Origin of the sequence: Streptomyces sp. NPDC088354, assembly GCF_044753585.1 — a bacterium.
Classification (GTDB): Bacteria; Actinomycetota; Actinomycetes; order Streptomycetales; family Streptomycetaceae; genus Actinacidiphila.
In genome coordinates, this window is record NZ_JBIVNJ010000008.1 from 254,891 (window position 1) to 279,749 (window position 24,859).

A 24,859-nucleotide genomic window follows, 5' to 3' on the forward strand; every position below is an offset into this window, starting at 1 on the left:
CCCGACACCGGCCCGGGCGCTCGGGGTTCCCCCGTACGGCGCAGCGGGCCCGCCCCGCGGGGCGGGTGCCCGCCGGGGCCCGGGGACACGACGTCCCCGGGCCCCGGCGCGGTCACGCCGCCGCGGCGTCCGCGGCCTGTGCCTTCAGGGCACGGTCCACGCCCGCACGGCACTCGGTGACCATGCGGCGCAGCGCGGGCGCCCGGTCGGCCTCCGCCAGCCACGCGTCGGTGGCGTCCAGCGTCGCCTGCGAGACCTGCAGCGCCGGGTAGAGGCCGACGATGATCTGCTGGCCCATCTCGTGCGAGCGGGACTCGAAGATGTCCGCGATCGCCGCGAAGTACCGCGCCGTGTACGGCTCCAGCAGTTCGCGCTGGTCCGGCTCGGAGAAGCCGCCGATGACCGCTTCCTGAACGGCGTTGGTCAGCGTCTCGGCCTCGACGACCGCGGCCCAGGCCTCGGCCTTGGCCTCGGCGGTCGGCCGGGCGGCGCGCGCGGTCGCCGCGTGCCGCTCGCCGGCGGCGGTGGCGTCCCGCTCCAGCTCCGCGGCGATGGCGGCCTCGTCGGCGCGGCCGGTCGCGGCCAGTCGCTGCAGCAGGCTCCAGCGCAGCTCGGTGTCGACCACCAGGCCCTCGACGACCTCCGAGCCGTCGAGCAGCGCGCCCAGCAGGTCAAGCTGGTCCTTGGTCCGCGCGGCGCTCGCGAAGGCGCGGGCCCAGGCCAGCTGGTGGTCGCTGCCGGGGGCGGCCGCACGCAGGTGCTCCACCGTGGCCTCGGTCCAGCGGGCCAGCCCGGTCTCGCGCCACTCGGGAGCGGCGTACAGCTCCAGTGCCGTCTTGACCTGCCGGTGCAGCGACTGCACGACGCCGATGTCGGACTCCTTGCCGATGCCGGAGAGCACCAGCTCCAGGTAGTCGCGGGTGGCCAGTTCGCCGTCGCGGGTCATGTCCCAGGCGGAGGCCCACACCAGCGCGCGCGGCAGCGACTCGGTGAAGTCGCCGAGGTGGTCGCGCACGGTGGCCAGCGAGACCTCGTCGAGGCGCACCTTGGCGTACGACAGGTCGTCGTCGTTGAGCAGCACGACCGCCGGGCGCCGGGCGCCCACCAGCTCGGGCACCGCCGTGAGTTCGCCGTCGATGTCCAGCTCGACGCGCTGGACGCGCACCAGCTTGCCGTCGCGCAGGTCGTACGCGCCGACCGCGATGCGGTGCGGCCGCAGGATGGACTCGCCCTTGGCGCCGGCCGGCAGCGCCGGGGCCTCCTGGCGGACGGCGAAGGAGGTGATGGTGCCGTCGTCGGCGGTCTCGATCTCCGGCCGCAGAATGTTGATGCCCGCGGTCTCCAGCCACTTCTTCGACCAGGTCTTCAGGTCGCGGCCGGAGGTCTCCTCCAGGGCGGAGAGCAGGTCGGTCAGGCGGGTGTTCTTCCAGGCGTGGCGCTTGAAGTACGCCTGGACGCCGGTGAAGAACTCGTCCGTGCCGACGTAGGCCACCAGCTGCTTCAGGACGGAGGCGCCCTTGGCGTAGGTGATGCCGTCGAAGTTGACCTGGACGTCCTGGAGGTCGTTGATCTCCGCCATGATCGGGTGGGTGGACGGCAACTGGTCCTGCCGGTACGCCCAGGTCTTCATGGAGTTGGCGAAGGTGGTCCAGGAGTGCGGCCACTTGCTGCCGGGCGCGTAGGCCTGGCAGGCGATGGAGGTGTAGGTGGCGAACGACTCGTTCAGCCACAGGTCGTTCCACCACTCCATGGTGACCAGGTCGCCGAACCACATGTGGGCGAGCTCGTGCAGGATCGTCTCGGCCCGCACCTCGTAGGCCGCGTCGGTCACCTTGGAGCGGAAGACGTACTGGTCGCGGATGGTGACCGCGCCCGCGTTCTCCATGGCGCCCGCGTTGAACTCCGGCACGAAGAGCTGGTCGTACTTCGCGAAGGGGTACGGGAAGTCGAACTTCTCCTCGAACCAGTCGAAGCCCTGCCGGGTGACCGCGAAGATCGCGTCCGCGTCGAGGAACTCGGCCAGCGACGGGCGGCAGTACAGGCCGAGCGGCACGGTGCGCCCGCCCTCGCCCTCCCAGCTGCTGTGCACGGCGTAGTAGGGACCGGCGATCAGCGCGGTGATGTAGGTGGAGATCCGCGGGGTCGGCGCGAAGTTCCACACGTTGTCGACCGGCTCGGGGGTCGCGGAGTTGGAGATGACCGTCCAGCCCGCCGGGGCCTTCACGGTGAAGGCGAAGGTCGCCTTGAGGTCGGGCTGCTCGAAGTTGGCGAAGACGCGGCGCGCGTCGGGCACCTCGAACTGGGTGTAGAGGTAGGCCTGCTTGTCGACCGGGTCGACGAAGCGGTGCAGGCCCTCGCCGGTGTTGGTGTACGCCGCGTCGGCGACGACCCGGAGCTCGTTGGGGCCGGCCTCCAGCGAGGGCAGCGTGATGCGGCTGTCCGCGAAGACCTCGGCCGGGTCGAGCGCGGTGCCGTTGAGTACCACCTCGAGGACGGCCGGAGCGACCAGGTCGATGAAGGTCGAGGCACCCGCCTCGGCGGACTCGAAGCGCACCGTCGTCACCGACCGGAAGGTGCCGCCCTCCTGGGCCCCGCTCAGGTCGAGCTCGATTTCGTATGCGTCCACGGTCAGCAGGCGCGCACGCTGGCGCGCCTCCTCACGTGTGAGGTTCGTGCCGGGCACGTTTCCGTCTCCTTCGTCGGTTTTTCGGCCATCCTCGCACGCGAGGGGGGTGGGGCGGACAGGGGTTTTCCCTCGACCGGCGGGCCGTTCCCCCTATGGGCGGCGGCTACCGGCGGTACGGGGCGGCACACCACCGGGGCGGGAGGGGAAGCAGGGCCCCCGGATGCGTTGACACGCCCTTCGGGCGGGTGATGGGCTGTCGCGGACATGGTCCGGGGCAGGAGAACCGCCGCAGCGAGAACGGCCGCGATCGTCGCCGCCGTGGTCGGCGGCATGCTGGGCGCGTCGCCCGGCGCACCGGTCACGCCGCCCGCCCCTCCCGCCGGCCTGCCGGACGCGGCGGTCACCGCCGGTGCGGCGGCCCGCTCCGCCGCACTCCCGCCGGTCCATCCCACGCCCCAGGTGGTGCGCACGACCGGCGGCCTCACCGCCGTCCCGGGCACCGTCACGCTGATCGCCGGCCCGGGCGCCGACCCGTACGCACTGGACGTGCTCCGCCGGATCCTGCGCGAGGCCGGCGCGCGGGAGCTGCGCGACAGCGCGGACGTCCCGCGGGGCGCTCTGACGGTGTACGCCGACGGCGACGGCGCGGACACCGCGCTCCGCGCGCTGGGGGCCCCGCCCGTGGGGGACCTGCCCTCCGGGGGCTACCGGCTGGCCGTGGGCCACGTCCTCGGCCACGGCACCGTGGCCCTGGCCGGCACGGGCGGGGACGGCCTGTTCCACGCGGCGCAGACACTGCGTCAGCTGGTGACGCCGCACGGCCTGCCCGGCGTCGTCGTGCGCGACTGGCCGGTGGCGAGGGCCCGCGGCATCGCCGAGAGCTTCTACGGCGAGCCGTGGACGCGTGAGCAGCGCCTGTCGCAGATCGACTTCCTGGGCCGCACCAAGCAGAACCGCTACCTCTACGCCCCCGGCGACGACCCCTACCGCCAGGCGCTGTGGCGCGAGCCCTACCCCGCGGCGCGCCGGGCGGACTTCCGCTCTCTGGCGGAGCGCGCCCGGGCCAACCACGTCACGCTCATCTGGGCCGTGACGCCCGGCCAGGCGCTGTGCTTCTCCTCCCAGGAGGACCGCAAGGCGCTGCAACGCAAGATCGACGCGATGTGGGCCCTGGGCGTGCGCGGATTCCAGCTCCAGTTCCAGGACGTCAGCTACAGCGAGTGGCACTGCCGGGCGGACGCCGGGCGGTACGGCGACGGCCCGCGGGCGGCCGCCCGCGCCCAGGCGGAGGTCGCGAACGCCGTCGCGCGCCACCTGGAGGGCCGGCAGGGCGGCGGAATCCCGCTCTCTCTGCTGCCCACGGAGTACTACCAGGACGGCGCCACCGACTTCCGCCACGAACTCGCACGGACGCTGGACCGCTCCGTGGAGGTGGCCTGGACCGGCGTCGGTGTCGTACCGGAGACGATCACGGGCACGCAGGTCGCCGAAGCGCAGGACGTGTTCCGCCACCCGCTGCTGACGATGGACGACTACCCGGTCAACGACTGGGCGGACGACCGCATCTTCCTCGGCCCCTACACCGGACGGGAGCCGGCCGTCGCGACCGCCACGGCCGGACTGCTGGCGACCGCGATGCGGCAGCCCTCGGCGTCCCGGATCGCGCTGTTCACGGCCGCGGACTACGCCTGGAACCCGCACGGCTACGACCGCGCCTCCTCCTGGCAGGCCGCCGTCGACGACCTCGCCGGCACCGACCCGGCCGCGCGCGGCGCGCTGCGCGCGCTGGCGGGCAACGAGGCCTCCTCCGCACTGGACGACAGCGAGTCGGCCTATCTGCGGCCGCTGCTGGAGGAGTTCCTGGACGCGTACGAGCACGGGAGCGACGAGCGGCTGCACGGCGCGGCGTACCGGCTGCGCGCCGCCTTCACCACGATGAGCGGCGCCCCGGAACGGCTCGACGGCCTGGCCGGCGGTGCGTTCGGCGGCGAAGTACAGCCGTGGCTGGCTCAGTTGGCGCGCTACGGATCCGCCGGGGAGCACGCGGTGGACATGCTGCTGGGGCTGCGCGGCGGCGACGGCACCGGCGCCTGGAAGGACCGGCTGGCCCTGGAGCGGGCGCAGCGGCGGATCGCGCAGAGCCAGGTGACGGTGGGCGACGGGGTGCTGGACCCGTTCCTGGCCAAGGCCCTGGCCACGGCGGACGCCTGGACCGGGATGCGCGTCGAGGACGGCACCGCCACCGCGACGCTGGGCTCGGCGCGTGCCACCGAACCGTCCCTCATGACCGACGGCAAGGACTCCACCGCCTGGGCCAGCGACGCCCCGCCGCGGCGGGGCGACACCTTCGGGGTGGACCTGGGCAGCGCCCGCGAGATCCGCGAGGTGCGGATCGTCATGGGCTCCGCGCAACCCGGCCCGGAACAGGACGACTACCTGAACCAGGCGGTGCTGGAGTACTCCTCGGGCGACGACGCCGGCTGGCGGCCGGTCACCGACGTGGCCGGCGAGCGCACCGTCACCGCGACCCTGCCGGAGGGCACCCGGGCCCGCTACGTACGGCTGCGGGCCACCGCCGCGCAGGAGAACGCCGTCACCGTGCGGGAGTTCACCGTGACCACCGGGGACAGGCACGAGCCCGCCGTCTCCGCGGGCGACCCGGCGGCCGGCGCCGCCGCCGACGGCGACGCGACCACGGCGTACCGCGTGCCTGCGGACGGGCTGACCCTGGAGTACGGCAGGGCCCGCCCCCTGGAGGCGCTGACCGTGCTGACCGGCCCCGAGGGCGGCGCGGACGGCGCCGTCGAGGCGCGCGTGCCCGGGCAGGGCTGGCGCCGGCTCGGCGCGCTGGGCGGCGGCTGGACCGAACTCGCCGCGAACGGCCTGCGGGTGGACGCGGTGCGGATCACCCCGGCGCCCGGGACCCGGGCACCGGTCGTCCACGAGATCGTGCCCTGGTACGCGGACGGGCCGGCCGCCCGGATGACCCTGGACCGTGCCGAGGCCGACGTCGAGGCCGGTGGCACGCCTGCGACGGTCACCGCCGAACTGACCGACACCTCTCCGGGAGCGGCCCGGGTGACACTGACGGCCAAGGCCCCGCCGGGGGTGCGCGCGGTGGCTCCCGGCGACATCGAACTGCCGCGCGGCGGCAGGGTCGTGGTGCCGGTGAAGCTGTCGCTGCCCGAGGACGGCGTGCCGGGCGTGTACGAAGTGCCGCTGGAGTTCCGCGCCGAGGGCCGCACGGTCCGGCAGACCGTCACCGTGCACGCCTACCCGCGCACCGGCGGGCCGGACCTCGCGCAGGGCGCCACCGCCACCTCCTCCGGCGACGAGACCGAGGACTTCCCCGCCTCCGCGCTCACCGACGGCGACCCCGCCACCCGCTGGTCCTCCCCCGCGCAGGACGACGCCTGGGTGCAGGCGGAGCTGCCGCGGCCGGTCCGGATCGGCCGGGTGACGCTGCGCTGGCAGGACGCGTACGCCTCCCGCTACACGATCCTGACCTCGGCCGACGGGCAGAACTGGCACACGGCCGCCACCGTCGACGACGGCCACGGCGGCACCGAGTCGGTGCGTCTGGACGCTTCCGCCGACACGCGCTTCCTCCGTGTGCAGGGCGTGGAGCGCGGCACGAAGTACGGCTACTCGCTGTACTCGCTCCAGGCCTTCGCCGTCACGGGCTGAGCCCTGCCCGCGGCATCCCCGTGAACCGCTTGCCACGGTGATCAGGCGCATGCCACTATTCACTCAGTACATGTATTCAGCGAATAGAGCAGGGGACAAGGGGGTGAGGACCCGGTGAGTACCGGCAACACGCTGCTGGGACTGCTCGCCGCGGGGCCCGGACACGGGTACGACCTGAAGCGGCGGCACGACGAACGCTTCCCGCAGGCACGTCCGCTCGCCTACGGCCAGGTCTACACAACGCTGCAGCGCCTGGTCCGCGACGGCCTCGCGGAGGTCGACGCCACTTCGAGCGAAGGAGGGCCCGAGCGGACCACGTACCGGCTCACCGGGCAGGGCACCGGCGCGCTGCTGCGCTGGCTCGCCGAGCCCGTGCCACCCGCGCCGGTCACCGCGGCGAACGAGATCTTCGCCAAGGTCACGGCGATCATCGCCTCCGGCCACGGCGACCCGGCCGACTTCCTGCGCGCCCAGCGCGCCGCCCACCTCGCCCGGATGCGCGAACTCACCGCCGTGAAGACGGCGCCCGGCGCCCCCTTGTCGGCCGTGCTCTCCGCCGACTACGCCCTCACCCATCTCGACGCCGACCTGCGCTGGATGGACAACGCCGCGCAGCGCCTCGGCGCCCTGACCGAGGAGGTCACCTCCGCATGACCCCACCCCTGATCGAGGCCCGCGGCCTGGTCAAGCGTTACGGCACGACGGACGCTCTGCGCGGTGCGTCACTGCGCCTGCACCCCGGTGAGATCCTGGCCGTCAGCGGCCCGAGCGGCAGCGGCAAGTCCACGCTGCTGCACTGCCTGTCGGGCATCGTCCGGCCCGACGAGGGCGAGGTCCGCTACGGCGACGAGCGCCTCGACCAGGCGGGCGAGGCCCGCCGCACGACGCTGCGCCGCACCGACTTCGGGATCGTCTTCCAGTTCGGGCAGCTGGTCGGAGAACTGACCGCGCTCGACAACGTCGCGCTGCCGCTGCTGCTGGCCGGCACCCCCCGCGCCGCCGCCCATGCGGGCGCCCGGGACTGGCTGGAGCGCTTCGGCGTCGGCGACCGGGCCGCCCTGCGCCCCGGCGAGCTGTCCGGCGGCCAGTCCCAGCGCGTCGCCCTGGCCCGCGCCATGGTCACCGGGCCCAAGGCCGTCTTCGCCGACGAGCCGACCGGCGCCCTGGACTCCCTCGCCGGGGAACAGGTCATGACCGCCCTCGTGCAGGCCGCGCGCGAGGCGGGCACCGCCGTGCTCCTCGTCACCCACGAAGCCCAGGTCGCGGCGTACGCCGACCGCGAGATCACCGTCCGCGACGGCGCCGTGGACGGCGCACCCGCGCAGGTGCTCCGGTGACCGCGCTGCGGGCCGACGCCCGGCTGGCCTGGTCCCTGCTGCGCGGCTCCCCGAACGGCGAGTGGTGGCGGCTCGGCCTGACGGCGGCGAGTACGGCGCTGGGCACGCTCTTCGCGCTGGCGGCCACGGTCGTCGCGGTGATCGGCACCCGGTTCGGCGGCGGGGCGCACTGGTACAGCCATCAATTGTTCAACGACCGCACCACCCGGTCCGGGCTGGTCATCGGACTGCTGCTGCTGATCGTCCCCCTGCTGGCGTTTCTGGGCCAGTGCACCCGGATCGGCGCCGTGCAACTGGAGCAGCGGCTCGCCGCGCTGAGGCTGGCCGGCGCGACCCCCCGCCAAGTGCGCCGCATCCAGGCGCTGGAGACCGGTACGGCCTGCGGGATCGGCGCGCTCGCCGGACTGGCGGCCTTCCTCGTGCTGCGGGCGGTGCTCGGTGCGCTGCATCCCGTCACCGTGCCCGACGGCGGGCCACTGGGGTTGACGGCCTGGCCCGCGGACGTGCCCGTCCCCTGGGTCGCGGCCGCGGCCGTGGTGTTCGGGATGCCGCTGATCGCGACGCTGGAGGCCCGGTTCACGCTGCGTCGCGCGGCGGCCGATCCGCTGGGGGTCGCCTCGGGGGGCCGGCGGCCGTACCCCCGGCCGGGGCGGGGACGGCTGGCGCTGTGGGCGCTCGCTCCGCTGGCGCTCGTCGCGGCGACCGGCCTCCAGGTGGCGAACATGTTCGTGCTCGGCGGCCGGTCCTCGGTCTACGGGGTCTCCGCGCCGGTCTCTCTGGCCGCCGTCGTGCTGTCCCTGGTCGGCGTGCTGTACGGCAGCGCCGGGCTCGCCCTCCTCACGGGGCGCCTCGCGGCCCGCTCCGGGCGCCCGGCACTGCTGATCGCGGGAGAGCGCCTCCAGGCCGATCCCTGGGCGGCTACCCGCTCACACGGAGCGGTACTGCTGGCCGTGCTGGCGGGGGTCGGTTTCATGGGCGTACGGCGCCTGATGATCGAGGACCTCGCCGCGCCGTACCGGCTTCCGTACAGCGCGGAGGACCTGGACTACTACTTCGACGGGCTCCGTGCGGTCGGCGCCGGCATCGTGATCGCCTTCGCGGTGGCCGTCGGCGGTCTGGTGGTCGCGGCGGTCGAATCGTTGATCACCCGGCGCCGGACACTGGCCGCCCTGGCCGCCGGCGGGGTGCCCCGAGGCGTCCTGAACCGCGCGGCACTGCTGGAGACCGCCCTGCCGCTGGTGCCGGCGGCCGTGCTGGCGACGGGGTGCGGTCTGCTGGCCGTCGGAAGTTGGTGGAAGGCGGCGGGACTCGACAGCTCGTACGCGTTCCCGCTGCTGGAACCGCTGCTCGCCGCCGTCGCCCTGCCGGCCGCCGCGCTTTTGGCCACCGCCGCCTCGCTCCCCCTGCTGCGGCGGACCGTGCACCCTGCGCAGTTGCGGTTCGAGTAGGACGACACGCCGACGCGGCCCCACGGGCCCCGGACCGCCACGGGGGGCGGCCCGGGGCCCGTGGGGCCGTGCCGGGCAACACAAAGGCCCGGTCTCAGGCGGATATGCCGTCGATCCGGGCCAAGGCGTCGTCCGCGCCGAATGGCTGCAGGTATGGCAGCCAGCGCGGGTCCCTATGCCCCGTCCCGATGATCCGCCAGGCGAGGCCGGACGGCGGGGCGGGCTGATGGCGCATGCGCCAGCCGAGCTCGGCGACATGCCGGTCGGCCTTGAGATGGTTGCACCGGCGGCAGGCAGCGACCACGTTCTCCCACGTGTGCTGGCCTCCGCGGCTGCGCGGGATCACGTGGTCGACGCTGGTTGCGACGCCTCCGCAGTACGCGCACCGGCCGCCGTCCCGGGCGAAGAGCGCCCGCCGGGTCAGGGGCACGGGGCCGCGAAAGGGGACTCGGACGAATTTGGTGAGCTTGACAACACTGGGTGCGGGGACAGAACAGGTCGCGCTGTGCAGATAAGCGCCGGATTCCTCGAGGCACACGGCCTTCTTGTTCAGCACGAGGATCAGTGCGCGGCGGAGCGGTACGACGCCGAGCGGCTCGTACGACGCATTGAGGACCAGGACATGCGGCACGGGTGCCTCCTTTTACGCCGGCGGCGCGTGGCTCGCGCCGGGACGATCTGCCCACAGTCTCTCCGGAAGCCTGGTCGCGGCGCCACCATGACCGGGTAACGGACCGAGGGTGTTTTCGACCACACCCCTTTACATGCCCTGAATCAGCGCACGTCGCTCCCGAACGGGGCAACGAGACACATCGTTTACCCCGTTAGTGTGGGAAGCCTGCCCGACCGGAGGTTCCCGCCTTGTCCACACCGCTCGCCACCGCCTCGACCATCGACGACGCCCAGAAATCCGCCGATGGCGCGGCCGAGTACATCGGCCAGAACTGGGCGGACTGGCTCGGCGCGGGTCTGCGGATCGTGCTGATCCTGGTCATCGCGCTGGTACTGCGGGTGATCGTGCGGCGGATGCTGACCAAGGTGATCGAGCGGATGAACCGCGGCGCCGAGGCCGCCGCGTCCGGCGCGCTGAGCGGGCTGCTGGTCAACGCCGAGCGGCGGCGGCAGCGCAGCGAGGCGATCGGCTCGGTGCTGCGCAGCGTGGCCTCGTTCGTGATCATGGGAACGGCCGCACTGACCGTGCTGTCGGTGCTGCAGATCAATCTGGCCCCGCTGCTGGCCAGCGCCGGTGTGGCCGGTGTGGCCATCGGTTTCGGCGCCCGCAACCTGGTGACGGACTTCCTCTCCGGGGTCTTCATGATCCTGGAGGACCAGTACGGCGTGGGCGACGTCATCGACGCGGGCGTGGCCAGCGGCACGGTGATCGAGGTCGGGCTGCGGGTGACGAAGCTGCGCGGCGACAACGGCGAGATCTGGTACATCCGCAACGGCGAGGTCAAGCGCATCGGCAACCTCAGTCAGGGCTGGGCGACGGCGACCGTGGACGTGCGGATCGGCTACCACGAGGACCTGGACCGCGCGCGGGCCCTGATCCTGCGGGCGGCCGACGAGATGGCCAAGACCCAGCCGTGGGACGAGGTGCTGTGGGAGCCGGTCGAGGTACTGGGGCTGGAGTCGGTGACCGCGAACTCGATGGTCCTGCAGGCGCAGGCCAGGACGATGCCCGGCAAGGCGATGTCGGCCGCGCGCGAACTGCGCTGGCGGATCAAGCGGACCTTCGACGAGGCCGGGATGGCGATCGTCGGCGGCCTCCCGGCGGCGTCGGACGACGAGGAGGCGGTGGACCCGACCGCCGGTATCGCCGCGCCGTCGGCACTGGCCAACCCCGTGTCCCCGCAGGCACTCGCGGCGCAGCCGCTGCCGACCAGCACCACGAAGTGATCTGACGGACCGGGCGCTCGCGCCAGGGATCGCAAGGGGGCGCCGGGCAGTTGCCCGGCGCCCCCTTTTCACGCCTTGGCGCCCCTGATAACACTTTGACGCCGTCCCTGATCCACCCTTGACGCTCCCCGCGCCGGGCGCCTACCTTGCCTTTCACCAACAGGAAAGTTTACTAACTACCAACGGGTCACTGCCCGCCCACGAACCCCACCCAGCCCGTCCGCCCGTGCCGTAGCGTGCGGCGGACGAGCCGTCGACCCGAGGAAGGACGAGACCGTGGCCGGTACCCCCGGAGCCCCCGGCACCCCCGGTACACCCGGCACGCCGCGCGTCCTGCGCGCGATGAACGACCGCGCCGCTCTCGACCTGCTCCTCGAACACGGCACTCTGTCCCGCACCCGCATCGGCAAGCTCACCGGCCTGTCGAAGCCGACCGCCTCACAGCTGCTGGCCCGGCTGGAGTCCGCCGGGCTGGTGGTCGCCACCGGCACCACCGCCGGCCGGCCGGGTCCCAACGCCCAGCTGTACTCGGTCAACCCCGCCGCCGCGCACGTCGCCGGGCTCGACGTGACCACCGAGCACATCCGTGCCGCGGTCGCCGACATCACCGGCACGGTCACCGGCGAGTTCGAACTGCCGACCCCGGGGCGCAGCCGGCGCTCCCACGGCGCCGTCGAGCAGGTGGCCCAGGCGGTCGACGGCGCGGTGAAGGCCGCGGGCCTGCACCTGACCGACCTGCACCGGATCGTCGTCGGCACCCCGGGCGCCTTCGACCCGAGCACCGGGCGGCTGCGCTACGCCAGCCATCTCCCCGGCTGGCACTCCCCCACCCTGCTGGAGGAACTGGCCGCGGCCCTGCCCGTGCCCCTGGAGTACGACAACGACGTGAACCTCGCCGCCGTCGCCGAGCAGCGGCTGGGCGCGGCCCGCGGCCACGACGACTTCGTCCTGCTGTGGAACGAGGAGGGCATCGGTGCCGCCGTCGTCATCGGCGGCCGGCTGCACCGCGGCCGGACCGGTGGCGCGGGCGAGGTGGGCTTCATGCCGGTGCCGGGCACGCCCCTGGTCCGGCACGTGGCCAAGGCCAACGCCGGCGGCTTCCAGGAACTGGCGGGCTGCAACGCCGTGTTGCGGATCGCCCGCGAACTGGGACTGACCGTTCCCCGCGGTACCCAGGCCGGAGCGGCCTCGGCCCTGCTGTCCTCGGCGGCGGCCGGCGGCGACGACGGGCCGCAGGCGGAACTGCTGCGGCGCTTCGCGACCGGGCTCGCCATCGGCCTCGCCTCGCTGGTGACCGTGCTCGACCCCGAACTGATCGTCCTGGCCGGCGGAGTGATCGCCGCCGGCGGGGAACCCCTGCGCGCACTCGTCCAGGCGGAACTGGCCGAACTCGCCGTGCCCCGGCCCCGGCTGGTGCTCGGCGCCGTGCCGGAACACCCCGTCCTGAGCGGGGCACTGCAGAGCGCCCTGGCCACCACCCGCGACGAGGTGTTCGACACCTCCCGCTGAATCCCGCCGAACCGAACCACCGACCGCCCACCACGCACCCGCACCCGCACCCGCACCCGCAGCGGGGGTCACCCGTCACCGGCACCACCCGGCGGGCCCCTCCGCAGGCATCGCACACCCTCGAACCGCCCCCGAAAGTCCCCGGAGGAAGCGAAGTGTCCGGTTCCACCAAGACGGCCGCGGCCGCCATCGCCGCCGCCGCCGCGATATCCCTGCTGACGAGCGCGTGTACGGGCTCCAGCAACAACACGGCGAGCGACGACCCCAGCAAGGACGTCACCATCACCTTCTGGCACGGCTGGTCCGCGCCCAGCGAGGTGAAGGCGATCAGCGCCAACGTCACTGCGTTCGAGAAGGCGCACCCCAACATCCACGTCAAGGTGCAGGGCAACATCACCGACGACAAGATCAACCAGGCGCTGCGGGCCGGCGGCCCGAACGCCCCGGACGTCGTCTCCTCCTTCACCACCGACAACGTCGGCAAGTTCTGCTCGTCCAACGCCTTCGCCGACCTGGACCCCTACCTGAAGAAGTCCGGCATCGACGCGGCGACGACCTTCCCCAAGCCGATGCTGGAGTACACCCAGTTCGAGGGGAAGCGCTGCACACTGCCGCTGCTCGGCGACGCCTACGGGCTGTACTACAACAAGGACGCCTTCAAGGCCGCCGGGATCGCCGCCCCGCCCAAGACGCTGTCCGAGTTCAAGGCCGATGCCGTCAAGCTCACCAAGTCCAAGGGCGACTCCTACTCCCAGCTCGGCTTCATGCCCAACTTCCACGGCTACGAGTCGACCACCACCCACCTTGCCGCCCAGTGGGGCGCGAAGTACTTCGACGCCGACGGCAAGTCCAGCGTCGCCAAGGACCCCGGTTTCGCGGCCATGTTCACCTGGCAGCAGGACATGGTGAAGGCGCTCGGCGGCTTCAAGAAGCTGGAGAAGTACCGGTCCACCTTCGGTGACGAGTGGGGCGCCAAGAACCCCTTCCACACCGGCCAGGTGGCCATGGCGATGGACGGCGAGTGGCGGGCCGGCATGGCCAAGGAGTCCGGCGCGAAGTTCGACATCGGCGTCGCCCCCTTCCCCGTGCCGGACGACCAGGCCGACACCTACGGCAAGGGCTACCTGTCGGGGACGATCATCGGCGTCGCCAACACCAGCGCCAAGAAGAACGCCGCCTGGGAACTGGTCAAGTACATGGCCACCGACACCGACGCGGTCGTCAACTTCGCCAACGCCATCCACAACGTGCCCTCCACGCTCGCCGCGCTGAAGTCGCCGAAGCTGGACGCCGATCCCCTCTTCCGCACCTTCGTGGACATCGCGCAGAACCCCAACAGCACCACTACCCCCGCCAGTGTCAACGGCGGCACCTACCAGCTCACGCTGCAGGACTTCGGCTACGCCTACGAGTCCGGCAAGCAGTCCGACCTGACCGCCGGCCTCAAGGGCGTCGACACGCAGGTCGACAAGGACATCGCGCAGGCCCGGTGATGAGTGCGAGCGTCCACCCCCTGCTGAGGGCGAAGCGCCGCCGCGAGGCGCTTCGCACCCTCGCCTTCCTCTCCCCGTGGCTGATCGGCTTCAGCGTCTTCTTCGCCTACCCGCTGATCTCGACCGTCTACTTCTCCTTCATGAAGTACGACGGCTTCACCGCCCCGACCTGGAACGGCGTCAAGAACTGGTCGTACGTCTTCAACGACTACCCCTTCTTCTGGCCCGCGTTGCGCAACACCCTGTGGCTGGTCGTGGTCATGGTCAGCCTGCGGGTCGTCTTCGGCCTGGGCGTCGGCCTGCTGATCACCAAGATCAAGACAGGCGCCGGGCTCTTCAGGACCGCCTTCTACCTGCCCTACCTGGCCCCGCCGGTCGCCGCGACGATGGCCTTCGCCTTCCTGCTCAACCCCGGCACCGGACCCGTGAACCACGTGCTGGGCAGCCTCGGCCTGCCGCAGCCCGGCTGGTTCAACGACCCGACCTGGTCCAAGCCGGCCCTGACGCTGCTGGCCCTGTGGGGCATCGGCGACCTGATGGTCATCTTCATGGCCGCGCTGCTCGACGTCCCCAAGGAGCAGTACGAGGCCGCCGAGCTGGACGGCGCCGGCGCCTGGTCCCGGTTCCGCTACGTCACCCTGCCGAACATCTCGCCCATCGTGATGTTCGCCGTGGTGACCGGGGTCATCCAGACCATGCAGTACTACACACAGCCCCTGGTCGCCGGAAAGGTCGCCAGCGGCATCATCGGCGGCTCCGGCCAGCAGTTCGAGCCCGGCTATCCGGAGAAGTCCACGCTGACGCTGCCCCAATTGGTCTACAACCTCGGCTTCCAGCGCTTCGACACCGGCGCGGCCTGCGTGATCGCCCTGGTGCTGTTCGCACTCGCCATGGTCTTCACCGCACTCCTGATGCGCCGCCGCAGCGGCTTCCTGTCGGCGGAGGACTGATACCGATGACCCACGCCACTCTCGCCCCGCCCGCCACGACCCCGGCGACCGGTCTGTCGGACCAGTCCCGGCGGGCCGCGGCCCGCCGGGCGGCGCTGCACTGGATCGCCGTGCACGCGCTCGGCATCGCCGCCGCCCTCTTCTTCGTCCTCCCGTTCGTCTTCGTCTTCCTCACCGCGGTGATGAGCGACAACCAGGCCCTGACCCGCGACCTGTGGCCCAGGACCTGGGAATGGAGCAACTTCGGCACCGTCTGGGACACCCCCGGCTTCCTCACCTGGTGGCGCAACACCCTGCTGTACGCCGGCCTCGGCACCGTGCTGACGGTCGTCTCCAGCACCCCGGTCGCCTACGCGCTCGCCAAGTTCCGCTTCCGCGGGCGGAATCTGTCGATGATGCTGGTGATCTCCACGATGATGCTGCCCCCGCAGGTCGTCATCGTCCCCATGTATCTCTTCTGGGCCAAGCAGCTGCACCTGTCGGGCACCCTGTGGCCGCTGATCATCCCGATGGCCTTCGGCGACGCGTTCACCATCTTCCTGCTGCGGCAATTCCTGCTCACCATCCCCAAGGAGTACACGGACGCGGCGCGGGTCGACGGCTGCGGCGAGCTGCGCACGATGCTGCGCGTCGTGCTGCCCATGGCGAAGCCCGCCATCGCCGCCGTGGCGCTGTTCCAGTTCTTCTACTGCTGGAACGACTACTTCGGGCCGCAGATCTACGCGAGCGAGAACCCGGCGGCCTGGACACTGAGTTACGGCCTGGAATCCTTCAAGGGCGCCCATCACACGAACTGGAACCTGACGATGGCCGCCACCGTGCTGGTCATGGCACCGGTGATCGTCGTCTTCTTCTTCGCGCAAAAGGCCTTCATCGAGGGCGTGACATTGACGGGAGTCAAGGGATGAAGCTGGCTGTCGTGGGCGGCGGGTCCACGTACACCCCCGAACTCATCGACGGGTTCGCGCGGTTGCGCGAGACCCTGCCGATCGAGGAGCTGGTCCTCGTCGACCCGGCCGCGGACCGGCTGCGGCTGGTCGGCGGCCTCGCCCGGCGGATCTTCGCCAAGCAGGGCCACCCCGGGACCGTCACCACCACCTCCGATCTGGACGCGGGCGTGGCGGGTGCCGACGCCGTGCTGCTGCAACTGCGGGTGGGCGGACAGGCGGCCCGCGCGCAGGACGAGACCTGGCCGCTGGAGTGCGGCTGCGTCGGCCAGGAGACCACCGGCGCCGGCGGGCTGGCCAAGGCCCTGCGCACCGTGCCGGTGGTGCTGGACATCGCGGAGCGGGTCCGCAGGGCCGCGCCCGATGCCTGGATCATCGACTTCACCAACCCGGTCGGCATCGTCACCCGGGCCCTGCTGCAGGCCGGGCACAAGGCCGTCGGCCTGTGCAATGTGGCGATCGGCTTCCAGCGGAAGTTCGCCTCCTTCCTGGGGGTGACCCCCGAGCAGGTCCACCTGGACCACGTGGGCCTGAACCACCTCACCTGGGAGCGAGGGGTGCGGATCGGCGGGCCCGACGGCGAGGACGTGCTGCCCAAGCTGCTGGCCGCGCACGGCGACGCCATCGCCGACGACCTGCACCTGCCTCGGACCCTGCTGGACCGGCTCGGCGTCGTGCCCTCGTACTACCTGCGCTACTTCTACGCGCACGACGAGGTCGTGCGGGAACTGGGGTCGAAGCCGTCCCGGGCCGCCGAGGTCGCCGCGATCGAGGCCGAACTGCTGGAGATGTACGGGGACGAGAGCCTCGACGAGAAGCCGGAGCTGCTGTCACGCCGCGGCGGCGCGTACTACTCCGAGGCCGCCGTTGCCCTGGCCTCCTCGCTGCTGCGGGACACCGGCGACGTCCAGGTCGTCAACACCCTCAACAACGGCACCCTGCCCTTCCTCCCCGACGACGCCGTCATCGAGGTGCCCGCCACCGTCGACGCGAGCGGGACGCACCCGCTCCCGGTCGCGCCGCTGGACCCGCTCTACAGCGGCCTGATCGCGAACGTCACCGCCTATGAGGACCTGGCCCTGGCGGCCGCCGTGCACGGCGGCCGGGACCGCGTCTTCAAGGCGCTGCTGTCCCACCCCCTGATCGGCCAGCACGAGTACGCCGATGCCCTGACCGACCGTCTGATCGCGCACAACCGGGAGCACCTCGCGTGGATCTGAACCGTCCCCTCGACGGGGGGGTCCTCGCGATCGACGCGGGCAACAGCAAGACCGACGTCGCCCTCGTCGCCGCCGACGGGTCGGTGCTCGGCACCGCCCGCGGCGGCGGCTTCCAGCCGCAGATCACCGGTGTGGAGGCGGCGGTCGAGGTGGTCGCCCGTATCGTCGAGCGGGCGGCCGAAGCCGCCGGGACCGCCGTGCGCCCCGGTGAACCGCTGGTGGGGCATGTCTCGGCCTGCCTGGCCAACGCCGACCTGCCGGTAGAGGAACAGCAGCTCGAACTCGCCGTGCACGCCCGGGGGTGGGGTGTCACCGCCCGCGTCGCCAATGACACCTTCGCGCTGCTGCGCGCGGGTGTGGACGAGCCGCGCGGTGTCGCCGTGGTCTGCGGCGCCGGCATCAACTGCGCGGGCATGCTGCCCGACGGCCGCACGGCCCGTTTCCCCGCCATCGGGCACCTCTCCGGTGACTGGGGCGGCGGATCGGGCCTGGCCGACGAGGCGCTGTGGTGGGCGGCGCGCGCGGAGGACGGGCGCGGCGGCCCCACCGCTCTGGCGGCCACGCTGCCCGCGCACTTCGGGCTCACCTCGATGTACGCGCTGATCGAAGCACTGCACTTGGGACGCATTGATTTCTCCCGTAAGCACGAATTGACCCCTGTACTCTTCAAAACCGCGGAATCGGGCGATTCGGTTGCCCGGGCCATCGTGGAACGTCAGGCGGAGGAGATCGTGGTCATGGCCGCGGTCGCGCTGGACCGGCTCGGTCTGCTGGACGAGGAGGTCGATGTGGTGCTCGGCGGCGGGGTCCTGGCGGCCCGTCACCCGCTGCTGATGGACTCGGTGACCGCCCTGCTGGCCGCCCGCGCCCCCCGGGCCGTCCCGCGGGTCGTCACCGCACCGCCCGTCCTCGGCGCCGCGCTGCTCGGCCTGGACCGGTCCGGGGCGGGGACCGAGGCGCAGGCCCGGCTGCGCGCGCACTACGAGCCGGTGGCGCCGGTGCCGTAGCCCGCGCGCAGGCCGGGAACCGAACACGCACCCGCGTGCGTGGTGAGCAGCGAGAGGGAACGCGCGCACGGGCCGGGCGGGGGGACGTCGACCGGGGCGGAAGGGGCGGAACCGGCGGCAAGATCCACCCAATTCGCGGGTGGATGTCGGCGCCGGCGGCCATACTGCTGGTCATGGGCTCGGCGCGCGTGCGCGGGGATCGAGTCGGGGGGAGGGCTGGCGGATGCGGACGCCGACGAATACGGAACCGCCGACCGTGAGGGGGCCCGGCGATCCGCCGGGGCAGGACTCCGGCGCGCCCGGGGACGCGCGGTCGTGGGCGTGGGTCGACCAGGTGCGCGCGTGGCGCACGGCCGCGACCACCGAGCCGGGCCGGCTGCGGGTGATCGGGGCCCTGCTGGTGGTGCTGGTCGTGGCGTTCGGGGCGGTGACGGCCTGGCAGATCACCGAGCGCGCGACTGCGGCCGACGACGTGATCCACCACAGTGAGCCGCTCAGCGCGCGCGCTGCGGACATCTACCGGTCGCTGGCCGACGCCGGCGCCACCGCCTCCGGCGGGTTCCTCGCCGGGGGCGTGGAGCCCGCCGACGTCAGCGGGCGCTACACCAAGGACATCGACGTCGCCTCCCGGAGCATCACGCAGGCGGCGGCGAGTTCGGAGGGTTCGCCCGGATCGCGCGACCGGCTGGAGCGGCTCAACCAGCGGCTCTCGGAGTACACCGGCCTGATCGAGCGGGCCCGATCCAACAACCGGCAGGGCTTCCCGGTCGGCGGGGCGTATCTGCGCCGCGCCAACGACCTGATGAACGAGCAGATCCTGCCCGACGCCAAGGAACTGTGGACGATCGAGACGGCCCGGCTCGGCCGTGACTACGACGACGCCCAGGCACTGCCGTGGGGGGCCTGGGCGCTGGGCGGCGTCGCGCTGGTGGCCCTGGTCTGGGCGCAGCGGCGCGCGTACCGGCGTACCCACCGGGTGTTCAACGTCGGCCTGCTGGCGGGGACCGCCGCCACCGTCGCCGTGCTGCTGTGGCTGGTGGCGGGGCACGGCGTGGCACGCGCCCGGCTGGACGACTCGTACGCGCACGGGGCCCGGTCCCTGCAGGTCCTCAACGAGGCGCGCATCGAGTCCCTGCAGGCCCGCAGCAACGAGAACCTGACGCTGGTGGCCCGCGGCAGCGGTGACGCGTACAACACCGCCTACCTCCAGCAGATCCAGGACATGGCAGGCACCAGGGCCGACGGGAAGACCGGCCTGCTCGCCCGGGCGCTGCGGCTGGCGGACGACACCGAGAGCCGGGAGAGCATCACCACCGCGATGAAGGACGCCAAGGCCTGGTGGAGCCTGAACCTCCAGGCCCGCGCGAAGGACGACGCCGGCAGCTACCTGGACGCGGTGGCCCAGACGATCGGCGGGAGCTACGAGAACGGCGAGCAGGCCAAGGAGTACACGGGCGTCTGTTTCGACGGGGTCGACAGCAGTCTGGCCAAGGCCGTCGCCCACGAACAGGAGGAGTTCGAGCAGGCCGCCGAGGACGGCCGCGGCGCGCTGAACGGACTGGGCGCCGGCGCGGCGCTCCTGGCGGTGCTCGGCGCGGCGGGAGCGGTGCTCGGCATCGGGCGCCGGTTGTCGGAGTACCGATGAGCGGCGGAGGGAGGCCGCGGATGACACGCGGGGGGCAGGGCATGCGGGGCTGGGGAGGCGTGGCCGCGATGGCCGGGCTGTGCGTGCTGGCGGTCGCCGGCACAGCCCTGCCGCTGCACTTCAGGGCGGCCGAGCGAGCGGATGCGGAGCGCGCGGCGACCATCACGCACTCGGCGACGCCCGCCGGCGCGGAGCAGGCCGGGCGGCAGGCCGCCGCCGACGACTGCGGCGGCCACCCGGAGGCGAGCCTGCTGCCGTCCGGGGAGAGCGGGCCGGCCGTCGAACGGATCAAGCAGCGCGGCAAACTCGTCGTCGGTGTCGACCAGAACGGCTACCGCTGGAGTTACCGCGACCCGGTCAGCCGCAAGATCATCGGATTCGACATCGACCTGGCCAAGGCGATCGCCCAGGACATCCTCGGCGACGACGACGCGATCGTGTACAAGACGGTGCCGACCGCCAAGCGCTTCGAGGCCGTCAACAACGGCGACGTCGACGTGCTGGTGCGCACGGTCAGCATCACCTGCGAGCGGATCAAGGAGAAGCACATCGCCTTCTCCACGGCCTACTTCGAGGCGGGGCAGCAACTGCTGGTCCCCCGGCAGGGTTCCGTCATCAAGGGTTTCGACGGCTCCATCACCGGCAAGCGGATCTGCACCGCCCAGGGCACCACCGGCGAGGCGAAGCTGGAGGAGGAGAAGGACCGGCTGCGGCCGCGGATCGTTCTCGTCCCCAACCAGCTGGACTGTCTGGTGAAGCTGCAACTGGGCGAGGCCGACGCCGTGTTCACCGACAACGCGCTCGCCGCGGGGCAGGCGGCCCAGGACCCGGCGGTGCGCCTGGTGGGCAAGCCCGTCACGACGGAGTACTACGGCGTGGCCATGAACGAGAAGGACACCGACCTGGTGCGCCGGGTCAACAAAGTGCTGGCGGACTACCGCAGTGGCGGCCCGGACAGCCGGTGGATGCAGGCGTACCGTACCTGGCTGGAGGCGGATCTCCCCGGCATCGAGGGGCCGCCGGAACCGCTGTACCGGGACTGAGGCGGACCGGCGCCCGCGCGGGCGTCCCACGACCGACGGGGAACCGGCCGACAGCTGACGCAGACACGGGGACCGGCGGAGAAGGAAGAAGGTGCGATGGCGCTCGCGGGACCATCCGGACCGGCGATGAGCCGCGAGGACGTCGACCGTGCCCTGGCGCGGCTCGGTGACGAGCGGGAGGCGATCGAGGCGTCCCTGCTCGCGCTCCAGGACCACTCCGGCCGCAGGCTGCTGGAGGGGGCGGCGCTCACCGGCGCCACCAAGGAGCGCTGGGCCGCCGCCGAGCAGGCCCTGTCCTTGCTGTGGGCGCACTTCGACGCGTACACCGACGCGCTCACCAGCGCCCGCGCGCTGCGTTCGCGCCGCCGCTGGCCCACCCAGAGCGAGTTGCGGGACCTGACGGAACTGCTGCGCGGTTCCGGCATCACGGTCTCCGGCGGCGCGGTCCCGGAGGCCGCCCGCGGACTGACCGGTCCCGCCCGGCTGAGTGAACGGCTCAGCCTGGAAGAGCTGCTGGCGCGGATGAACGACCGGTACGCGCAGGTACTGGACGTCGTCTCGGCCGTCGACGCGGTGTGGTCGGCGCTGCCGGCGCGCATCGACCTGCTCGCCGCCGAGGCGCAGCGGGTCCGCTCCCTGGCCGAGTCGGTCGGGGTGCGCCCGGGCACCCACCCCTCCGGTGACGACCTGGAGGAACTGCTGACGTCACTGGGGGCGCTGCGCGGCCAGGTCGTCTCCGACCCGCTGCTGTTCTGGACCGCCGGGCGCCCCGACACCGGGCGCTACGACCGGGCGGGCCGCGCGCTGGAGGACATACGCCGTGAGGTCGAGGCCGTCCTGCACGTGCGGGACGACGCCGACCACCGGATGATGCGGCTGCGGGACGTGCTGTCGCGCGCCGACCGGACGCTCACCGAGGCGCGCAGCGCCCGCGTCGAGGTGCTCTCCAAGATCGCCGCGTCGGAGGTCCCCGCGGTGAGCGGCGCGCCGGTCGTCCTGCAGGACCAGCTGACCGCCGCCGTGGAGTTCCGCAGGACCGGGCAGTGGCACCGGCTGTCCCCGCTGCTGGACGGTCTGGAGCAGCGTGCCGACGACGAGTTGCTGCGCGCCCGCGAGTCACTGACGGCGGTCACCGCACCTTTGGCGGTCCGCGCGGAGCTGCGGGGACGGCTGGACGCCTACCGGGCGAAGGTGGCTCGTCACGGTTTGGCGGAGGATCCGCTGCTGATGGAGCGGTACGACCACGCGCGGCGTCTTCTGTGGAGTGCGCCGTGCGATCTGCGCGCCGCGGAGAGCGCGGTGCTGCGCTATCAGCGCGCGGTGTCCGACATGCTGGTACCGGGGCAGGCGGGACCTGCCGATCACAAGGGGGATGGGCGATGAAGTGCCAGCGTCCGGGCTGCGACGGGACGATCGAAGACGTCGGCGGCGGCCAGCTGTTCTGTGACACCTGCGGCCTCGCCCCGGTGACGGCCGGCGGCGGAACCGGCACCGCATCCGGCGCGGGCACGGGACCGGGGTCCGGATCGGGATCGGGGTCCGGGTCGGCATCGGCATCGGCATCGGCCGTCTCGTCGGGGTCCGCGCCCTCCTCGCGTTCCGCCCGCTCGTCGGGCACCTCCCGCTCCTCCCGCCGCTCGGTGTCCGGGCGGCTGTCCCGTTCCCTCAGCGGCGGCACCGTCGGCGGCACCCCGGTGTCGGTGCGCAGTTCGCGCTCCGCCTCCAGCGGCCCGACCCGCAGCAAGCTCGGCGCGGGACTGGTGGCCGTTCCGCCGATCCCGCGGCCCGACCCCGCCGCGTCGGTCCTGCAGGACCCGCAGGTTCCCGAGCGGAAGCGGTTCTGCAGCAAGGGCGACTGCGGCGCGCCGGTCGGGCGCAGCCGCGGCGACCGCCCGGGGCGCACGGACGGCTTCTGCACCAAGTGCGGTCACCCGTACTCGTTCACGCCCAAGCTCCAGGCGGGCGACGTGGTGCACGGCCAGTACGAGGTGGTGGGCTGCCTCGCCCACGGCGGACTCGGCTGGATCTACCTGGCGGTGGACCGGGCGGTCAGCGACCGCTGGGTGGTGCTCAAGGGTCTGCTGGACACCGGCGACGAGGACGCCCTGGCGGCGGCGGTCTCCGAACGGCGCTTCCTGGCCGAGATCGAGCACCCCAACATCGTGCGGATCTACAACTTCGTCGAACACCTCGACCCGCGCACGGGCAGCCTCGACGGCTACATCGTGATGGAGTACGTCGGCGGCAAGTCGCTCAAGGAGATCGCCAACGAGCGCCGCTCCGCCGACGGCAGGCGCGAACCGCTGCCCGTCGACCAGGCGATCGCCTACGCCATAGAGGCGCTGGACGCCCTCGGCCACCTGCACAGCCGCAATCTGCTCTACTGCGACTTCAAGGTCGACAACGCCATCCAGACCGAGGACCGGCTCGAACTCATCGACATGGGCGCGGTGCGCCGCATGGACGACAACGACAGCGCGATCTACGGCACCGTCGGCTACCAGGCCCCCGAGGTGCCGGAGGTCGGTCCCTCCGTCGCCTCCGACCTCTACACCGTCGCGCGCACCCTCGCGGTGCTCACCTTCGACTTCCAGGGCTACACGAACGTCTTCGTGGACAGCCTGCCCGACCCCGGCAACATCGAGGTCTTCTCGCGCTACGAGTCCTTCTACCGGCTCCTGGTGCGGGCCACCGACCCCGACCCGGGGCGCCGCTTCGCCTCGGCGGAGGAGATGGGCGACCAGCTGCTGGGCGTGCTGCGCGAGGTCGTCGCCATGGGCACCGGGACGCCGCGGCCCGCGCTGTCCACGCTGTTCGGACCCGAGCTGCGCGTGGTGGACACCGAGTTGCTCGCGCCCGCGGACGGCGACGCCTCCTCGCTCGGCGGCGGCCGGAGGAACGGGCGGGCCGACGGCACGGCGGACGGCGGTGCCCCGGCGGCCGCCCCCGCCCTCGCCGCGGCGCCCCCGATGCCCGCCCTGCCACCGGCGAACGGCGCCTACAGCCCGACGGTGGCGGGCGCCCCCTACGCCGTCCCGGCCCAGCGGACCGGGTCCGCCCCCGCACCCGTGGCCGGTCATGCCGGAACTGCCGGCCCGGCGGTCACGCGGCTCGACGTACGAGCCGCCGCCCTGGCGCTGCCGGTGCCCCACGTCGACTCGGCCGATCCCAACGCCGGCTTCCTCGCGGGCATGGCGGCCGCCGCGCCCGCGGAGCTGGTGGCGGCGCTGCAGGCGGCGCCCACGGAGTCCACGGAACTGAGGCTGCGCCTGGTGCGCGCCTGGCTCGACACCGCGAACACGCGCGCGGCCACCGAGGCGCTGGACGGGCTCCAGGACGAACACGGCGACGACTGGCGGGTGGTGTGGCACCGCGGCCTGGCCGCGCTCGCCACCGGCGACCACGAGACCGCCGCCCTCGCCTTCGACGCGGTCTACGACGCCTTCCCCGGCGAGCCGGCACCCAAGCTGGCGCTCGGCATCTGCGCCGAGGTACTGGGGCAGCTGGACAACGCCGCCGAGTACTACCGGCTGGTGTGGAGCACCGACCACAGCTACGTCAGCGCCGCCTTCGGCCTCGCCCGGGTGCAACTGGCCGCCGGCGACCGCACGGGGGCCGTCGCGGCGCTGGAGTCGGTACCCGAGGCGTCCATCCACTACACGGCGGCACGGGTCGCGGCGGTACGGGCGCGGTTGCGCGACCGCCCACCGCAGGAGGCGCTGCTCGGCGACCTGCGGGCCGCCGCGCGGCAGGTCGAGGACCTGCAGCGGCTGGGCCTGGACACCCGGCTGCGCGAGCAGTTGTCCACGGAGGTGCTGGGCACGGCCCTGGACTGGGTGCTCGCCGGACAGCAGGGCGGCGCGCCGGACGGCGCCACCGCCGTGGCCGGGTCGCCGGCGCTGCTGGGCCGGGACCTCGACGAGCGGGGCCTGCGCTTCGGCCTGGAGCAGTCCTACCGAGTGCTGGCCCGCCTCGCCGAGCGGGGCCGGACAAGGATCGAACTGGTGGAGCGGGCCAACCGCTTCCGCCCCCGGACGTGGGTGTAACG

Annotated in this window: 17 protein-coding genes; 15 read left to right on the forward strand and 2 right to left on the reverse strand. The window is 72.8% G+C overall.

From position 1 onward, the window contains the following. Window positions 1–112 precede the first annotated feature (112 nt). The gene (pepN, locus tag ACIP98_RS15650) at window positions 113–2,683 is read right to left on the reverse strand and encodes an aminopeptidase N (RefSeq protein ID WP_319661374.1); all 2,571 of its coding nucleotides are present in this window, start codon (window positions 2,681–2,683) and stop codon (window positions 113–115) included. 207 nt (window positions 2,684–2,890) lie between these two features. Between pepN and ACIP98_RS15655 the strand changes: the two genes are divergently transcribed. The 4 genes from ACIP98_RS15655 to ACIP98_RS15670 all read left to right on the forward strand — a co-directional run bounded on the left by ACIP98_RS15655 (window position 2,891) and on the right by ACIP98_RS15670 (window position 9,098). After that, the gene (locus ACIP98_RS15655) at window positions 2,891–6,313 is read left to right on the forward strand and encodes a beta-N-acetylglucosaminidase domain-containing protein (RefSeq protein WP_401976242.1); all 3,423 of its coding nucleotides are present in this window, start codon (window positions 2,891–2,893) and stop codon (window positions 6,311–6,313) included. Between the two features lie 114 nt (window positions 6,314–6,427). Beyond that, window positions 6,428–6,967 (forward strand): PadR family transcriptional regulator, encoded by a 540-nt coding sequence (locus ACIP98_RS15660; RefSeq protein ID WP_319661376.1) that lies wholly within the window; start codon window positions 6,428–6,430, stop codon window positions 6,965–6,967. After that, window positions 6,964–7,650, forward strand: coding sequence for an ABC transporter ATP-binding protein (locus ACIP98_RS15665; protein ID WP_319661377.1), 687 nt, complete (start codon window positions 6,964–6,966; stop codon window positions 7,648–7,650). The genes ACIP98_RS15660 and ACIP98_RS15665 overlap by 4 nt, the downstream gene beginning before the upstream one ends. Further along, window positions 7,647–9,098, forward strand: coding sequence for an FtsX-like permease family protein (locus ACIP98_RS15670; RefSeq protein WP_319661378.1), 1,452 nt, complete (start codon window positions 7,647–7,649; stop codon window positions 9,096–9,098). The genes ACIP98_RS15665 and ACIP98_RS15670 overlap by 4 nt, the downstream gene beginning before the upstream one ends. A 94-nt stretch (window positions 9,099–9,192) precedes the next feature. Here ACIP98_RS15670 and ACIP98_RS15675 read toward each other — a convergent pair whose 3' ends face one another. Continuing rightward, window positions 9,193–9,729: an HNH endonuclease gene (locus ACIP98_RS15675; RefSeq protein WP_319661379.1), complete on the reverse strand. Its 537-nt coding sequence runs from the start codon at window positions 9,727–9,729 to the stop codon at window positions 9,193–9,195. Window positions 9,730–9,959: 230 nt separating this feature from the next. Between ACIP98_RS15675 and ACIP98_RS15680 the strand changes: the two genes are divergently transcribed. From ACIP98_RS15680 to ACIP98_RS15730, 11 genes are all read left to right on the forward strand, one after another. Next, entirely contained in the window at window positions 9,960–10,997 is a 1,038-nt protein-coding gene (locus ACIP98_RS15680; RefSeq protein ID WP_401976246.1) for a mechanosensitive ion channel family protein, read from the forward strand. A 342-nt stretch (window positions 10,998–11,339) separates the two neighbouring features. After that, a complete protein-coding gene (locus ACIP98_RS15685) occupies window positions 11,340–12,506 on the forward strand; it encodes an ROK family transcriptional regulator (protein WP_319661583.1) in 1,167 nt (388 codons plus the stop codon). Between the two features lie 155 nt (window positions 12,507–12,661). Further along, window positions 12,662–13,999, forward strand: coding sequence for an ABC transporter substrate-binding protein (locus tag ACIP98_RS15690; protein ID WP_319661381.1), 1,338 nt, complete (start codon window positions 12,662–12,664; stop codon window positions 13,997–13,999). Beyond that, window positions 13,999–14,949, forward strand: a complete 951-nt coding sequence (locus ACIP98_RS15695; protein ID WP_319661382.1) for a sugar ABC transporter permease — start codon at window positions 13,999–14,001, stop codon at window positions 14,947–14,949. Before ACIP98_RS15690 ends, ACIP98_RS15695 begins: the two co-directional genes overlap by 1 nt. A 5-nt stretch (window positions 14,950–14,954) precedes the next feature. Beyond that, window positions 14,955–15,857, forward strand: coding sequence for a carbohydrate ABC transporter permease (locus ACIP98_RS15700; protein WP_319661383.1), 903 nt, complete (start codon window positions 14,955–14,957; stop codon window positions 15,855–15,857). Further along, the gene (locus ACIP98_RS15705) at window positions 15,854–17,116 is read left to right on the forward strand and encodes a 6-phospho-beta-glucosidase (RefSeq protein WP_319661384.1); all 1,263 of its coding nucleotides are present in this window, start codon (window positions 15,854–15,856) and stop codon (window positions 17,114–17,116) included. The genes ACIP98_RS15700 and ACIP98_RS15705 overlap by 4 nt, the downstream gene beginning before the upstream one ends. Beyond that, window positions 17,107–18,123 (forward strand): BadF/BadG/BcrA/BcrD ATPase family protein, encoded by a 1,017-nt coding sequence (locus tag ACIP98_RS15710; protein ID WP_319661385.1) that lies wholly within the window; start codon window positions 17,107–17,109, stop codon window positions 18,121–18,123. The genes ACIP98_RS15705 and ACIP98_RS15710 overlap by 10 nt, the downstream gene beginning before the upstream one ends. A 256-nt stretch (window positions 18,124–18,379) precedes the next feature. Beyond that, window positions 18,380–19,768, forward strand: coding sequence for a hypothetical protein (locus ACIP98_RS15715; RefSeq protein ID WP_319661386.1), 1,389 nt, complete (start codon window positions 18,380–18,382; stop codon window positions 19,766–19,768). Window positions 19,769–19,788: 20 nt separating this feature from the next. Beyond that, a complete protein-coding gene (locus ACIP98_RS15720) occupies window positions 19,789–20,811 on the forward strand; it encodes a glutamate ABC transporter substrate-binding protein (RefSeq protein WP_319661387.1) in 1,023 nt (340 codons plus the stop codon). Between the two features lie 96 nt (window positions 20,812–20,907). Next, window positions 20,908–22,194, forward strand: a complete 1,287-nt coding sequence (locus ACIP98_RS15725; protein ID WP_401976250.1) for a hypothetical protein — start codon at window positions 20,908–20,910, stop codon at window positions 22,192–22,194. Further along, window positions 22,191–24,857 carry a tetratricopeptide repeat protein gene (locus tag ACIP98_RS15730; RefSeq protein WP_401976252.1) on the forward strand — a complete coding sequence of 889 codons (2,667 nt, stop codon included), beginning with the start codon at window positions 22,191–22,193 and terminating at the stop codon, window positions 24,855–24,857. The genes ACIP98_RS15725 and ACIP98_RS15730 overlap by 4 nt, the downstream gene beginning before the upstream one ends. The last annotated feature ends 2 nt before the right edge of the window (window positions 24,858–24,859 follow it).

What these genes read in the sequence shown, in the direction of transcription:
- ACIP98_RS15730 (WP_401976252.1), top strand. Translation starts at nt 22,191, where the DNA reads ATGAAGTGCCAGCGTCCGGGCTGCGACGGGACGATCGAAGACGTCGGC.
- ACIP98_RS15685 (WP_319661583.1), top strand. Translation starts at nt 11,340, where the DNA reads ATGAACGACCGCGCCGCTCTCGACCTGCTCCTCGAACACGGCACTCTG.
- ACIP98_RS15665 (WP_319661377.1), top strand. Translation starts at nt 6,964, where the DNA reads ATGACCCCACCCCTGATCGAGGCCCGCGGCCTGGTCAAGCGTTACGGC.
- ACIP98_RS15655 (WP_401976242.1), top strand. Translation starts at nt 2,891, where the DNA reads ATGGTCCGGGGCAGGAGAACCGCCGCAGCGAGAACGGCCGCGATCGTC.
- ACIP98_RS15720 (WP_319661387.1), top strand. Translation starts at nt 19,789, where the DNA reads ATGACACGCGGGGGGCAGGGCATGCGGGGCTGGGGAGGCGTGGCCGCG.
- ACIP98_RS15705 (WP_319661384.1), top strand. Translation starts at nt 15,854, where the DNA reads ATGAAGCTGGCTGTCGTGGGCGGCGGGTCCACGTACACCCCCGAACTC.
- ACIP98_RS15695 (WP_319661382.1), top strand. Translation starts at nt 13,999, where the DNA reads ATGAGTGCGAGCGTCCACCCCCTGCTGAGGGCGAAGCGCCGCCGCGAG.
- ACIP98_RS15700 (WP_319661383.1), top strand. Translation starts at nt 14,955, where the DNA reads ATGACCCACGCCACTCTCGCCCCGCCCGCCACGACCCCGGCGACCGGT.
- ACIP98_RS15725 (WP_401976250.1), top strand. Translation starts at nt 20,908, where the DNA reads ATGGCGCTCGCGGGACCATCCGGACCGGCGATGAGCCGCGAGGACGTC.